Below are 14042 nucleotides of genomic sequence, written 5' to 3' on the forward strand. Positions count from 1 at the left end.
GTCGGCGGATCCGCCGCGTGAGCGTAGCTGAAAACCAGGTGGCGGCAGGGCGCGGCAGCGCCCGTGCCGTCGCCTTTCTATCGTCGCTTGGCCGCTTCCTGGTCATCGCGGTGACGACCTATCTCGGTCTTCTCGCGGTGACCTTCTTCATCGGCCGTGTCATCCCGATCGATCCGGTGCTGGCTGTTCTCGGCGACCGGGCGCCGACGGCCGTCGTAGAGCGTACGCGCCGCGAAATGGGCCTCGACCTGCCCTGGATCGAGCAGTTCTACCTCTATGTCAAAGCAGCGCTGAGGGGCGACTTCGGCACTTCGGTGCTGACCACCAATCCGGTCATGTCCGACATCCGCCGCGTCTTCCCGGCGACCATCGAGCTGGCGACGCTGGGCACGATCATCGGCGCCGTCATCGGCGTGCCGCTCGGCGTGCTGGCCGCCGTCAAGCGCGGCAGCCTGATCGACCAGGTCGCGCGCGTCGTCGGCCTGATCGGCTATTCGGTGCCGATCTTCTGGCTTGGCCTGCTCGGGCTGGTGCTGTTCTACGCCAAGCTGCAATGGATCGCCTTCCCGGCGCGGCTCGACGTCGTCTTCGAATACACGTTCACGCCGATCACCGGCTTCTACCTGCTGGATGCCGCGATCCAGGGGCAGTGGGACGTCTTCTATGACGCCTGGCGCCACATCGTCCTGCCGGCCGCGCTGCTCGGCTATCTCTCGCTCGCCTATATCAGCCGCATGACCCGCTCCTTCATGCTGAACGAGCTGGCGCAGGAATACATCGTCGCCGCGCGCGCCAAGGGCCTGTCGGAAAGCCGTATCATCTGGGGCCACGCGCTGCGCAACGCCGCCGTGCCGATGGTGACGGTGATCGCGCTTTCCTACGCCAACCTGCTCGAAGGCTCGGTGCTGACAGAGACCGTCTTCTCCTGGCCTGGCATCGGCCTCTACATCACCAACTCGCTGCAGAACGCCGACATGAACGCCGTGCTTGGCGGCACCATCGCCATCGGCTCGGTCTTCATCGCCATCAACCTTCTGTCCGATCTGCTTTACCGGCTGCTCGATCCGAGGACGAAGGCCGGATGAGCGCTGAAACCATCCAATCCCGTCGCGAATGGCTGCTGAGCGACCGGCCGGCCTCTCGCCTGCAGGCAAGGCTCGGCCGCGCCTATGTCGCCTGGCGGCGCTTCTCCGCCAATCGCCTGGCGCTGGTCGGCATGCTGATCATCATCGGGCTCCTGGTGGTCGCCGCCTTTGCCGATGTGCTGGCGCCCTATTCGCCGACCATCGGCGATCTGAAGAACGCCCGCCTGCTGCCGCCCAGCACAGCGCACTGGTTCGGCACCGACGACCTCGGCCGCGACATTTATTCGCGCATCGTCTATGGCGCGCGCTGGACGCTTTATGTGGTGATCCTCGTCGCCATCATCGCCGCGCCCATCGGCCTTTTGGTCGGCACGATCGCCGGTTATGCCGGCGGCTGGACCGACACGATCCTGATGCGCATCACCGATATCTTCCTGGCCTTCCCGAAGCTGGTGCTGGCGCTGGCTTTCGTCGCCGCGCTCGGCCCCGGCATCGAGAATGCCGTGCTGGCGATTGCCATCACCTCCTGGCCGCCTTACGCGCGCATTGCCCGCGCCGAGACGCTGACGGTGCGCAACTCGGACTATATCAAGGCGGTGCAGTTGATGGGCGCCTCGCCCTTCCGCATCGTGCTGCGCCACATCATGCCGCTCTGCATCTCCTCGCTGATCATCCGCGTCACGCTCGACATGGCAGGCATCATCCTGACCGCCGCCGGCCTCGGCTTCCTCGGCCTCGGCGCGCAGCCGCCGCTGCCCGAATGGGGCGCGATGATCGCGTCCGGTCGCCGCTTCATCCTCGACCAATGGTGGGTGGCGGCTGCACCGGGTGCTGCCATCCTCATCGTCAGCCTCGGCTTCAACCTGCTCGGCGACGGCCTGCGCGACGCGCTCGATCCCCGGAGCGGTGACCAATGAGCGGCGAAACACTCCTCGACGTCGACGACCTGCGTGTCACCTTCCCGACCCGCACCGGCCTCGTGCAGGCCGTGCGCGGCGTCTCCTTCTCGCTCGGCCGCGAGCGCCTGGGCATCGTCGGCGAGAGCGGCTCCGGCAAATCGCAGACCGGCCGCGCCATCATGGGCCTCACTCCGCCGCAGGCCGAGGTTTCGGCGAAGAAGCTCGCCTTCGACGGCATCGACCTGCTGTCCGTATCGTCGCGCGAGCGTCGGGCGCTGCGGGGGAACCGCATCGCCATGATCCTGCAGGATCCGAAATATTCGCTCGACCCGGTGATGACCATCGGCCGCCAGATCGTCGAGACGCTGCGCACGCATGAAAAGGTCTCCAGGAGCGAGGCGCGCGAGCGCGCGCTGGCCATGCTGCAGGCGGTGCAGATCCGCGATCCGGCCCGCGTCTTCGACCTTTACCCGCACGAGGTCTCGGGCGGCATGGGTCAGCGCGCCATGATCGCCATGATGCTGGTCACCGGACCCGAGCTGATGATCGCCGATGAGCCGACCTCGGCGCTCGACGTCACCGTGCAGCTCGACGTGCTCAAGATCCTCGACAAGCTCGTCGCCGAGCGCGGCATGGGCCTGATCTTCATCTCGCACGATCTGCGCCTGGTCTCCTCCTTCTGCGACCGCGTCGTCGTCATGTATGCCGGCAAGGTCGTCGAGCAGATCAAGGCTTCCGAACTGCGCGATGCGCAGCATCCCTACACGCGCGGCCTGCTCAACTGCATGCCGAGGATCGGTTTCGAACGCCATCCGCTGCCGGTGCTCGACCGCAAGCCGGAGTGGGCGGCATGACCGCTTCTATCACTGTGGAAGGGCTGGAAGTGGTCTTCGACCGGTTTCGCGCGCTGAAGGGCGTCAGCCTCGATGTTCGGGAAGGAGAATCCTACGGCCTGGTCGGCGAAAGCGGTTCCGGCAAGTCGACGCTGCTGAGGGCGATCACCGGCCTCGCGCCGGTCGCGTCCGGCACCATCACCGTCAACGGCAAGACCCTTGGCAAAACCCGCGACAAGGCTTTTTACCGTGACGTGCAGATGGTGTTCCAGGACCCGTACGGCTCGCTGCATCCGCGCCAGACGGTCGACCGCCTGCTGCAGGAACCCCTCGCGATCCACGGCATTGCCGACGGCGAGAAGCGCATCGAGCGCGCGCTGGACGAGGTCGGCCTCGGCAAGGGCTTCCGCTTCCGCTACGCGCACCAGCTCTCCGGCGGCCAGCGCCAGCGCGTCGCGATTGCGCGCGCGCTGATCCTCGAACCCTCGGTCCTTCTGCTCGACGAACCGACCTCGGCGCTCGACGCCTCGGTGCAGGCGGAGGTGCTGAACCTGCTCGAAGAGGTCCGCCGCCGCCGCAAGCTCACCTTCCTGATGGTCAGCCACGACCTCGCCATCATCACCCATATGTGCGAGCGGCTGATGGTGATGCAGAACGGCGAGGCGGTCGAGACGCTGACCGCGAGCCAGCTGATCGGCCACCGCGTCAGCGAGGATTATACGCGGAACCTGCTGAGGGCGAGCGAAGGGTTTGTGCGGGTGTAGCTTCGTAGGTAGCGTTCCTTCACACCCCCCTCTGTCCTGCCGGACATCTCCCCCGCAAGGGGGGAGATTGGATGTCGCGAATGCTTTCGCCAATTGCCAACTTTGCAGGAAAAGCACCGTCAAACCAACTGCTGATCTCCCCCCTTGCGGGGGAGATGGCCGGAAGGCCAGAGGGGGGTGGGCGGGAACTCGGCAATCGAATTTTGCGGCTCAAACCGCCCCGCCTTCCGGTACCGCTTCTGCTTCCTCACCGTCACCCGCCCCTCGCTTCGGCTCCTTGATCCTGAACCACGTCACGTAAAGCGCCGGCAGGAACAGCAGCGTGATCGCGGTACCGGCGATGATGCCGCCCATCATGGCATAGGCCATCGGACCCCAGAACACTTCGCGCGCGATCGGGATAAGTGCCAGGCTGGCGGCCGCCGCCGTCAGCGCGATCGGCCGCATGCGGTGCTCGGTCGCTTCGATCACCGCCGCCCAGCGATCCTTGCCTTCGGCGACGAGGTCCTCGATCTGCACGATCAGGATGACCGAGTTGCGGATCAGGATGCCGATCAGCGCCAGGACGCCGAGGATGGCGACGAAGCCGAGCGGCGCGCCGCTCGGCACGAGGGCCGCCACCACGCCGATCAGGCCGAGCGGCGCCACCGCCACCACCAGGAACAGGCGCTGGAAGCTCTGCAGCTGGATCATCAGGATGGTCGCCATGACGAACAGCATCAGCGGCACCACGGCCGCGATCGGGCCTTGGCTCTTGGCGCTTTCCTCGACCGAGCCCGCGGTCTCGACCGAGTAACCGGGCGGCAGCTTGGCGATGAAGGCGTCGACCGACGGCTTCAGCTCGTTGACGACGGTCGCCGGCAGCACGTCGCCGACCAGGCCGGCACGCACGGTGATCGTCGGCGTGCGGTTGCGCCGCCATACCGTCGGCTGTTCGAGGTCGTAGCGGAAGTTGGCGATTGCCGCCAACGGGATCGACTCGCCGGTGCCGGTCGGCAGTTGCAAATTCTGCAACGTCGAGATCGAGCTGCGGTCCGCCTCGCGCGAGCGCGCCACGACATCGATCAGGTAGGTGGCGTCGCGCACCTGCGTGATGGTCGCGCCGCCGACCGTGCTGTTCAACGCGCTGGCGATGTCGGACGAGGTGATGCCGAGCTGGCGCGCCTTGTCCTGCAGCACGTCGACCCTCAGCACGCGCTGCGGTTCGTTCCAGTCGAAGGTGGGGGCGGCCAGCTTCGGATTGGCCGAGATCACGCCGGCGAATTGCTGCGCGAGCTCCCGCACCGTCTGGATGTCGGGACCGCCGACGCGGTATTGCACCGGCCGGCCGACCGGCGGGCCGAGCTCGAGCGGCTTGACGAAGGCGTCGGTGCCGACGAACTCCGCGCGCAGCAGTTTTTCCAGCGCCGGCTTCACCCGGTTGCGCGCCTCGATGCTCTTGGTGACGATCACCGTCTGGCCGAAATAGGGGTTGGCCGGCTGCACGTCATAGGCAAGCACGAAGCGCACCGCGCCCTGGCCGATATAGGAAGAGAAGTGGTCGATGTCGGGATTGCCGACCAGCGCCCGCTGTTCGAAGCGCTCCATCTGGTCGCGCGTTTCCGTGATCGAGGAGTTCTGCGGCAGGTTCCAGTCGACGATCAGCTCCGGCCGGTCTGACGGCGGGAAGAACTGCTGCTGCACGAGCCCGAAGCCGGCGATCGAGGCCGCGAACACAAGCACCGTCGCGATGATGGTCAGCCAATGGCGGCGCACGGAGAAGACAAGCACGCGCCGGAACATCGAGGTGAAGCGCCCGGGCTGGTCGTGATGCTTCTCCTTCATCGTCGCGGGCAGGATGGTGACGCCGAGTAGCGGCGCGAACAGCACCGCCACGATCCATGACACCAGCAGCGACACGGCGATGACGACGAACAGCGTGAAGGTGTATTCGCCGGCCGCGCTCGAATTGAGGCCGATCGGGATGAAGCCGGCGACCGTCACCAGCGTGCCGGTCAGCATCGGGAAGGCGGTCGAGGTGTAGACATAGGTCGCCGCCTTGCGCAGATTGTCGCCGACCTCCAGCCGCGCCACCATCATCTCGACCGCGATCATCGCGTCGTCCACCAACAGCCCGAGCGCGATGATCAGCGCGCCAAGCGAGATGCGCTGCAGCGAGATGCCGAGATAGGCCATCACCGTGAAGGTGATGGCCAGCACCAGCGGGATCGACAGCGCCACGACGAAGCCGGCGCGCAGCCCCAGGCTGATGAAGGAGACGGCGAGCACGATCGCGACGGCCTCGAACAGCGCCCGCGTGAAGCCCGAGACCGCCTCCTCGACGATCACGGGCTGGTCGGCGACCAGATACACGCCGACGCCGACCGGCAGGTCGGCCAGCACCTTCTGCATCTCCTCATGCAGCGCCTCGCCGAATTTCAGCAGGTTGGCATTGGGCTTCATGCCGATGGCAAGCCCGATCGCATCCTGGCCGTTGAAGCGGAACAGCGCCGTCGGCGGATCGACATAGCCGCGCCTGATCGTCGCCACATCGCTCAGCCGGAAGAAGCGGTCGTTGACGCGCAAATTGATGGCCCGCAGGCTCTCCTCGGAAGTGAACTGACCGCCGACGCGAACGCTGATGCGCTCCGGTCCGGACTCGATGACGCCGGAGGGCGTGATCGCGTTCTGCGCCTGCAGGCTGGCGACGATTTGCTGCTGGTTCAGGCCGAGCGCCGCGATCTGCCGGCTCGAGAATTCGAGATAGATCGCCTCGTCCTGCGCTCCGACCAGATCGACCTTGCCGGCATTCGGCACGGTCAGGATCTTGGTGCGGACATCCTCCACGTAATCGCGCAATTGGCGCGGCGTCAGCCCGTCGGCGGTGAAGGCATAGATATTGCCGTAGACGTCGCCGAAGCGATCGTTGAAGAACGGTCCCTGCACGCCTTGCGGAAGCTGCGCCTTGATGTCGTTGACCATGTTGCGCACCTGAAGCCAGTTTGGCACGACGTCGCGCGCCTTGGTGGTGTCCTTCAGGTTGACGAAGATGACGGTCTGGCCGGCTGTGGTGACCGATTTGGTGTAGTCGAGGCTGTCGAGCTCCTCGAGCTTCTTCTCGATGCGGTCGGTCACCTGCTGCACCGTCTCCTTGACCGAGGCGCCGGGCCAGTTGGCCTGGATGATCATGGTCTTGATGGTGAAGGCGGGGTCTTCCTCGCGGCCGAGATTGAGATAGGAGAAGATGCCGGCCACCACGAAGACCAGCATGAAGTACCAGACCATGGAGCGATGGCTGAGCGCCCAGTCGGAGAGGTTGAAGCCCTTCATCAGACGCCGCCCTCCGGCACTTTGACCTTCTGGCCTTCGGCGAGGCTGTGCACGCCGGCGGTGACGACGCGCATGCCGGCCTCGAGCCCCTCCGCCACCGTGAAGCTGCCGCCGCCCTTGGAGGCGACCTTGATCTCGCGCGTGCTCACGCTGGAGGATTGCGGATCGACGATCCACACTTTTTGCGAGCCGTCCTTTTCGAGCAGCGCCGACATCGGCAGCTCGATCGTCGGGTTGACCTTGGTCATGCGCGTCGCCGTGATCGTCGAGCCGAGCCGGAACGCCGTCGGCGGATCGACCAGCGTCAGCTTGACGCGCCGTGTGCGGGTTGTGCCTTCCGACTGCGGCGCGATCTCACGCAGCCTGGCGTCGGTCTTGATGGTCGGTACCGACTGCAGGACGATCTCGAAGGGCATGCCTACGGTGAGATCGCCGATCAACTGGTCGGGGATGTCGACCACCGCCTCGCGCGGGTCGGTGCGCGCCACGGTGACGACGGTCTGCCCTGCCGAAACGGTCTGGCCGACTTCGGCGCCGGTAGCGGTGACGACGCCGTCGAAATCGGAGAACAGCCTTGCATAGCCGAGCTGCTCCTGCGACTTGGCCAAAGCGGCACTGGCGCGCTCCACGCCGGCTTCCGCCGCCTGCCGCGCCTGTTTCGCGGCATCGAACGTGGCTTGCGAGGTGTTGGCCGAGGCAAGCAGCTGGCGCTGGCGATCCTCGCTGGCGGCGGCGTTGGTGAACTGCGCCTGCGCATTCGACAGATCCGCTTTCGAGGCCTGGACGGCAAGCTCCAGCGCCGTCGGATCGAGCGCCGCGATGGTCGTGCCCTTGATGACGAGGTCGCCGACCTTGACGTCGCGCGAGACGACGCGGCCGAGCAGGCGGAAGGCAAGGTCGGCGCTGTATTGCGGCTCGATCGAGCCGGCGAAGCCGAAGGTCTCGACGGTTTTCGGTTCGATCACCATGGACAGGACCGGCCGGATGATCTCCGGCGGCTTCTCTTCCGAGCGCGAGCAAGCGGCAAGCGCCGCAAGGATCAGCAGGGGAACGATACGCGGCAACCGCTTCATTGGCTCGCTCCCGACACCTCGATCGTCTGTCCGGGGCTGAGCAACTGCCCGCCGGCGGTGACGACGCTCTGGCCTTCCTGCAGCCCCTTGTCGACGACGACAATGCCGGAATCGAAGGCGAGCACCTCGACCGGCGCCGGCGTCACCGCCTTGCTCGACGGATCGACGATCCAGACGGCGGGCTTGCCGGCGGTCGAGGTCAGCGCCTGCCAGGGCAACAGGATGGCTTTGACCGACCTGGCGCTGACCGTGCCGATCACCGCTGCGCCGAGCGGCATGCCGGCGGGCGTGTCGGGAATGCCGACCTTGACCCGGATCGATCCCGACTGGGTATCGACCGCCGGCGAGATTTCGCGCACCTTGCCCACGGCCCTGATCTGCGGGTCCGACAGCAGCGTGATCGTCACCGCGGGCGACGGCGGCGTCTGGGCAACCAGAGTTTCATGAACGTTGAAGACGGCGTCGCGATCGCCGTCCTCGGCGATGGTGAACACCGTCTGCGCCGCCTGGACCACCTGTCCGGCCTCGACCTGGCGCGCCGTGATGACGCCGGCGGCGCCCGCCTTGAGCTCGGTGTAGGAGAGGTTTTCCTTGGCGTTGGCCAAGGCGCTTTGCGCGGCATCGACGCTGCCCTGCGCCACTTTCAGCGTCTGGTTGGCGGTGTCGAAGTCCCGTCTCGTCGTGAAACCCTGCGAAAGCAGCGTCTTTTGCCGCTCGTAGGTGGCCGCGGCCTGGGTCAGCTGCGCCTGCGCGGCGTCGAGATCGGCCTGGGTCGACCGCAGGTCCGATTGCTGTTCCTGCGGATCGATGCGGGCAAGCACCATACCCTGGTCGACATGCTGGCCGACATCGACCAGACGTTGGGCGACGCGGCCGCCGACGCGGAACGACAGATTGTTGAGCGTGCGCGCCGCGATCACCCCGGTCAGCGAGGTCCGTGGCGCGTAGTCGGCGAGCGCGACCGTCTGGGTCGTCACCACCACCGGCAGCTTCTTTTCCGCCGCCTGCTGTTTCTGGCAACCGGCCGCCGAAATCGCCGCGCCGGCGCAGGCCAGCACCAGCAAGGTTTTTGTACGAAAAAGCGGGCGGGGCGGCGAAGACGGCAAGGCGGACGATGTCACGTTCCTGCTCATGGTTCCCCTCAGCCCGTGGGAGCCGCTCCTGACGGCGGCACGTCGCGGATGAAACGAGACTAATCGATCGGCGGGAAAAGGAAACCATTTCCGCAGCGCCCATCGTCACTCTGGTTAAGATCGCTTCTTTCTGCCTGATGCAAGTCCGCACGCAAAACCGCGTCACACTTTTCCCGGAATTGCGTTTAGGCAGGCCCAATCGACTGGGCCATGGTGCCGACTTGAGCAAAATGTGAAATAAGGTCAGAAGAGGCCTGCAACGGCATCAACAAGAACGGCCCAGTCTCGACATAGGGATGGCCCGATTGAGGGACGAGATGAAGAATTCAGCCATTTCCGAACGCAAGAACCAGTCGATCTCGCGCGGCGTCGGCATGACGACGCAGATCTATGCCGATCGCGCCGAGAATTCGGAAATCTGGGACGTTGAGGGCCGCCGCTATATCGACTTTTCGTCGGGCATCGCCGTGGTGAACACCGGCCATCGCCATCCGAAGGTGATAGAGGCCGTCAAGGCGCAGCTCGACCGCTTCACCCACACCTGCCACCAGGTCGTGCCTTACGAGAGCTACGTGCACCTCGCCGAGCGGCTGAACGGCCTGCTGCCCGGCAAGTTCGACAAGAAGACGATCTTCGTCACCACCGGCGCCGAGGCGGTCGAGAACGCCATAAAAATCGCCCGCAACGCCACCGGCCGCCAGGCAGTCATCGCCTTTTCCGGCGGCTTCCATGGCCGCACCTTCATGGGCATGGCGCTGACTGGCAAGGTCGTGCCTTACAAGGTCGGCTTCGGCGCCATGCCGGCCGATGTCTTCCACGCCCCGTTCCCGGTTGCGCTGCACGGCGTCTCGGTCGCCGATTCTCTCGCCGCGCTCGACAAGCTGTTCAAGGCCGATGTCGATCCGGGCCGCGTCGCGGCCATCATCGTCGAGCCGGTGCAGGGCGAGGGCGGCTTCTATGAAGCGCCGCGCGATTTCATGGCAGCACTGCGCAAGATCTGCGACCAGCATGGCATCCTTCTCATCGCCGACGAGGTGCAGACCGGCTTTGCCCGCACCGGCAAGATGTTTGCCATGGATCATCATGACGTGGCGCCCGATCTCACCACCATGGCCAAGAGCCTTGCCGGCGGCTTCCCGCTGTCGGCCGTCACCGGCCGCGCCGAGATCATGGATGCGCCCGGTCCGGGCGGGCTCGGCGGCACCTATGGCGGCAGCCCGATCGGCGTCGCCGCCGCCCACGCCGTGCTCGACGTCATCGACGAGGAAAAGCTCTGCGACCGCGCCAACGCGCTGGGCGCCAGGCTGAAGCAGCGGCTGGAATCGATCCGCGACGACGTGCCGGAGATCGTCGACATCCGCGGCCCGGGCTTCATGAACGCCGTCGAGTTCAACGACGTGAAGAAGGGCCTGCCGTCGGCGGAGTTCGCCAACGCGGTCAGGCTGAAGGCGCTGGACAAGGGCCTCATCCTGCTCACCTGCGGCGTCTACGGCAACGTCATCCGTTTCCTGTCGCCGATCACCATCCAGGACGGCGTCATGACTGAGGCGCTGGATATCCTGGAAACCTCGATCCGCGACGCGCGGGCGGCTTAAGGGCACCCTGCATTCCTCCTGACGGCTTACGTCGAAGCGATTGGATGTGCCGTCAGGAGCTAGGATTCTGTAGCCAGACTGGAATATCCGTCTTGGCGTGCAGAATCCGCCAAAATGATTTATCGGCCCTGCGCTCTTCGTCGCAGGGATACGAAGTAGTTGTCGTCAACGCGATTGCCCGGCGAGGACGACGCGCCTTCTAGCAGCAAACAGCGTAGAAGTTGACGATCCTGATCGTGGCGGATCAGTTCACGCACATACTCGCTGCTCAGTGCCATAGCCGCGCTCCGCCACTTGCTGCTCGACGAAATGCTGCAAGCTGTCAGGCAGCGAGACATTTATTGTGCTCATTCGAACACTTTGCGGCGTTCTCCCGAAATTGGCAATCTCTACGCACTGGCCTTGGCCGGTTCCATTTCCTGAAACGCCGCAAGCGCCGCCTTCAGCGCGTCCGGCCCGCCTGCCACAGTCTGCGGCGTCGGCGAGAAACCGGCGCCGAGCATCTTGCGTCCCAGCATGTGATCGGCCGGCCGGTTGACGGATTCGATGCCGAGCAGCCGGCTGCCGGCATAGTGGTAGATCGAGAACTTGTTGTCGGCGAGATCGCCGAGCACCACGTGGCTATCGCCGCCTTGCGTGAGCCCCACCATCTGCAGCTTCATGTCGCCGATATCCGACCAGAACCACGGCACCGCAGAGAATGGCTCGGCATGGCCAAGGATGGTGCGCGCGGCAAGCCGCGCCTGGTCGGTGGCGTTCTGCACCGATTCCAGCCGCACGTCGCCGCCGGTGAACCAGTGCCGGTAGGAAGCGGCGTCGCCGATGGCGAGGATTTCGGAGATCGAGCTCTGCATCTGCTGGTCGACGCGGATGCCGTTGGCAATCGCGATGCCGGCGGCTTCCGCCAGCTCGACATTGGGCACCACGCCGATGCCGATGATCACCATTTGCGCAGGCAGGCGCTCGCCGCCGGACGTGATCGCGGCCGAGACGCGGCCATCTTCGCCCTCCAGGCGGGCGACGGTGGTACCGGTCAGGATGCGCACGCCGATCGCTTCCAGGCGCTGGCGCACATGCGCGGCGATGACCGGCGCCACGGCGCGGCCGAGCAGCCGGTCGACGGCTTCGACGACGGTGACGTTGCGGCCGGCGGCTCTCAACGTCGCCGCGATCTCCAACCCGATGAAGCCGCCGCCGAGAATGACCACGTCTTCGGTTTGCGCGCTGAGCTCGCGGATCGCCCGCGCGTCGGCCAGCGAGCGCAGCGAGACCACGCCGGCAAGGCCGGCGCCGTCGAGCTTGAGTGGGCGCGGCCGCGAGCCGGTCGCAAGCACCAGCCGGTCGAAGCCGAGCGTTCCACCGCCTGTGACATTCAACTGGCCCGCGCGGGCATCGATGCTCTCGATGCGTACGCCCGGCCGGTAATCGATGTAGTTGCCAGTGTAGAAGGCTTCGCCGCGCAAGGGCTGCGGCTTGGCCTCGGGATCCTTGATGAAGGTCTTGGAGAGCGGCGGCTTGTGATAGGGCAGTTCCTTCTCGTCGCCGATCAGGACGACGGGCCCTTCATAGCCCTCTTCGCGCAGGCTGGCTGCGGCCTGCACGCCGGCATGGCCGGCACCGACAATCACAACCCCGTTCGTCATCGCAATCCTTTTACTCAGCAAATCTAGGCTCTTGCGCCAAGTGGCGATTGTCTGCCGCCGCCGCAAGAGTAGGCGTCCGGGTCGCACCCAGAATGGCTGCCTGTCAATCCTGTCTCCGGTCGGGCGGTTGTCTTAAAGTTGATAATCCTAGTTTAGAATAATTCTAAACTATTGTTTCAATTGAATTTTTTTCTGCCGCGCCAGTTGACTCCCGGCCTCTCCATCGCTTTATGGAGAGCTGCGCGCAAAGCGCATCCCTTTGATGTCTGGGCCTTGAACCCTTTCGATTGGAGGCAAGTGGGTGTCTTTTCATCGCGAACCGCGCTTCGACGCGGCCACCATTTTTCCCGGCATGCTTATGCCTCGGCGCGGGTGGGCGCCTTTTATCGAATTTCCAAAGAACTGGAGAAGGATAATGACGGCACGTAACGGCGGCAGGCTGGCTGCGATCTGCGCCACGGCTGCACTGACGGCGGCGGTTTTCGTGTTGCCGGCGAAAGCCGGGACCGACGCCAAGGCCGTGATCAAGACCTATGCCGATATCGGGCTTGCCAAATACGAGGATTCGCTGACCACCGCGCAGGCGCTGGACAAGGCGGTCGACGCACTCATCGCCAGCCCCTCCGCCGACGCGTTGAACGCCGCGCGCGAAGCCTGGAAGGCGGCGCGCATTCCTTACCAGCAGACCGAAGTCTACCGCTTTGGCAACAAGGTCGTCGACGACTGGGAAGGCGAGGTGAACTCCTGGCCGCTGGATGAAGGCCTGATCGACTATGTCGCCAAGAGCTACGGCACGGAATCGGACACGAACTCGCTTTACACGGCCAATGTGATCGCCAACAAGGAAATCGAGATCAACGGTAAGAAGGTCGACGCCTCGAACCTGATGCCGGAATTCCTTTCGGGTACACTGCAGCAAGCTGGCGGCATCGAAGCCAATGTCGCGACCGGCTATCATGCGATCGAGTTCCTGCTCTGGGGGCAGGATCTGCACGGCACCGGCCCGGGCGCCGGCGAACGCCCCTATACCGACTACGACCTCAAGAACTGCACCGGCGGCAATTGCGACCGCCGCGCGCAGTATCTGAAATCGGCAACTGACCTTCTGGTCGCCGATCTGCAGAAGATGGTCAACGACTGGAAGGAAGAAGGCGCGGCGCGCAGGAACCTTGTCGACGGCGAGCCGAACACCGCCATCTCGATTATCTTCACCGGCATGGGCTCGCTTTCCTACGGCGAACTGGCCGGCGAGCGCATGAAGCTCGGCCTTTTGCTGCACGATCCGGAAGAGGAGCAGGACTGCTTCTCCGACAACACCTATAACTCGCATCTCTATGATGCCGTCGGCATCCGCGACGCCTACCGTGCCAGCTACAAGCGGCTCGACGGCTCCGTGGTTTCGGGTCCGTCGGTGTCCGACATGGTGAAGGCCGCCGATCCGGCGATCGACAAGGAACTGTCGGGCAAGCTCGACACCACCGTCGCCAAGATGGAGGCGATCAAGGCACGCGCCCTGGCCGGCGAGACCTACGACCAGCAGATCGCCGAGGGCAACACCGAAGGCAACGCCACCGTGCAGGCGGCGATCGACGCCCTGATCGACCAGACCAAGTCGATCGAGCGCGCCGTCGGCTCGCTCAAGCTGAACCAGATCGCCTTCGAGGGTTCCGACAGCCTCGACGCTCCCGACAAGGTGTTCAAGTAGGAC

At 65.2% G+C, this 14042-nt stretch carries 10 protein-coding genes and 1 pseudogene; 6 read left to right on the plus strand and 5 right to left on the minus strand.

Annotation, left to right across the window (positions count from 1 at the left end):
* The first annotated feature begins 17 nt into the window (after positions 1-17).
* From WDX12_RS12840 to WDX12_RS12855, 4 genes are read left to right on the plus strand one after another with little or no spacing between them, the layout of a single operon-like run.
* Positions 18-1085 (plus strand): ABC transporter permease, encoded by a 1068-nt coding sequence (locus WDX12_RS12840; protein ID WP_434725118.1) that lies wholly within the window; start codon positions 18-20, stop codon positions 1083-1085.
* Entirely contained in the window at positions 1082-2002 is a 921-nt protein-coding gene (nikC, locus tag WDX12_RS12845) for a nickel transporter permease (protein WP_434725119.1), read from the plus strand. The genes WDX12_RS12840 and nikC overlap by 4 nt, the downstream gene beginning before the upstream one ends.
* Positions 1999-2838, plus strand: coding sequence for an ABC transporter ATP-binding protein (locus WDX12_RS12850; RefSeq protein WP_320297768.1), 840 nt, complete (start codon positions 1999-2001; stop codon positions 2836-2838). The genes nikC and WDX12_RS12850 overlap by 4 nt, the downstream gene beginning before the upstream one ends.
* On the plus strand, positions 2835-3581 hold the full coding sequence (locus WDX12_RS12855; protein ID WP_434725120.1) for an ABC transporter ATP-binding protein: 747 nt from the start codon (positions 2835-2837) through the stop codon (positions 3579-3581). The genes WDX12_RS12850 and WDX12_RS12855 overlap by 4 nt, the downstream gene beginning before the upstream one ends.
* Before the next feature lie 210 nt (positions 3582-3791).
* Here WDX12_RS12855 and WDX12_RS12860 read toward each other — a convergent pair whose 3' ends face one another.
* From WDX12_RS12860 to WDX12_RS12870, 3 genes are read right to left on the minus strand one after another with little or no spacing between them, the layout of a single operon-like run.
* Positions 3792-6890: an efflux RND transporter permease subunit gene (locus tag WDX12_RS12860; protein ID WP_434725121.1), complete on the minus strand. Its 3099-nt coding sequence runs from the start codon at positions 6888-6890 to the stop codon at positions 3792-3794.
* Entirely contained in the window at positions 6890-7963 is a 1074-nt protein-coding gene (locus WDX12_RS12865) for an efflux RND transporter periplasmic adaptor subunit (RefSeq protein ID WP_434725122.1), read from the minus strand. Before WDX12_RS12865 ends, WDX12_RS12860 begins: the two co-directional genes overlap by 1 nt.
* Complete coding sequence (locus WDX12_RS12870) at positions 7960-9096, minus strand: efflux RND transporter periplasmic adaptor subunit (protein ID WP_434725123.1); 1137 nt, start codon at positions 9094-9096, stop codon at positions 7960-7962. The genes WDX12_RS12865 and WDX12_RS12870 overlap by 4 nt, the downstream gene beginning before the upstream one ends.
* Positions 9097-9413: 317 nt before the next feature.
* Between WDX12_RS12870 and WDX12_RS12875 the strand changes: the two genes are divergently transcribed.
* A complete protein-coding gene (locus WDX12_RS12875) occupies positions 9414-10691 on the plus strand; it encodes a 4-aminobutyrate--2-oxoglutarate transaminase (RefSeq protein ID WP_434725124.1) in 1278 nt (425 codons plus the stop codon).
* Positions 10692-10810: 119 nt separating this feature from the next.
* On the opposite strand, the pseudogene WDX12_RS12880 reads toward WDX12_RS12875, so the two are convergent.
* Together WDX12_RS12880 and WDX12_RS12885 are read right to left on the minus strand one after the other, a co-directional pair.
* Positions 10811-11042 (minus strand): annotated as a pseudogene (locus WDX12_RS12880) (ribbon-helix-helix domain-containing protein).
* A 38-nt stretch (positions 11043-11080) separates the two neighbouring features.
* On the minus strand, positions 11081-12334 hold the full coding sequence (locus WDX12_RS12885) for an NAD(P)/FAD-dependent oxidoreductase (protein ID WP_434725125.1): 1254 nt from the start codon (positions 12332-12334) through the stop codon (positions 11081-11083).
* Positions 12335-12749: 415 nt separating this feature from the next.
* Here WDX12_RS12885 and WDX12_RS12890 point away from each other — a divergent pair, with 415 nt between their 5' ends.
* Positions 12750-14039 (plus strand): imelysin family protein, encoded by a 1290-nt coding sequence (locus tag WDX12_RS12890; protein ID WP_434725126.1) that lies wholly within the window; start codon positions 12750-12752, stop codon positions 14037-14039.
* Positions 14040-14042: the final 3 nt, after the last annotated feature.

Origin of the sequence: Mesorhizobium sp. RIZ17 (assembly GCF_051127865.1) — a bacterium.
GTDB classification, from domain to species: Bacteria; Pseudomonadota; Alphaproteobacteria; order Rhizobiales; family Rhizobiaceae; genus Mesorhizobium; species Mesorhizobium humile.

Coding starts and splice junctions, on each gene's coding strand:
- nikC (WP_434725119.1), top strand. CDS start 1,082: ATGAGCGCTGAAACCATCCAATCCCGTCGCGAATGGCTGCTGAGCGAC.
- WDX12_RS12850 (WP_320297768.1), top strand. CDS start 1,999: ATGAGCGGCGAAACACTCCTCGACGTCGACGACCTGCGTGTCACCTTC.
- WDX12_RS12855 (WP_434725120.1), top strand. CDS start 2,835: ATGACCGCTTCTATCACTGTGGAAGGGCTGGAAGTGGTCTTCGACCGG.
- WDX12_RS12860 (WP_434725121.1), bottom strand. CDS start 6,890: ATGAAGGGCTTCAACCTCTCCGACTGGGCGCTCAGCCATCGCTCCATG.
- WDX12_RS12865 (WP_434725122.1), bottom strand. CDS start 7,963: ATGAAGCGGTTGCCGCGTATCGTTCCCCTGCTGATCCTTGCGGCGCTT.
- WDX12_RS12870 (WP_434725123.1), bottom strand. CDS start 9,096: ATGAGCAGGAACGTGACATCGTCCGCCTTGCCGTCTTCGCCGCCCCGC.
- WDX12_RS12875 (WP_434725124.1), top strand. CDS start 9,414: ATGAAGAATTCAGCCATTTCCGAACGCAAGAACCAGTCGATCTCGCGC.
- WDX12_RS12885 (WP_434725125.1), bottom strand. CDS start 12,334: ATGACGAACGGGGTTGTGATTGTCGGTGCCGGCCATGCCGGCGTGCAG.
- WDX12_RS12890 (WP_434725126.1), top strand. CDS start 12,750: ATGACGGCACGTAACGGCGGCAGGCTGGCTGCGATCTGCGCCACGGCT.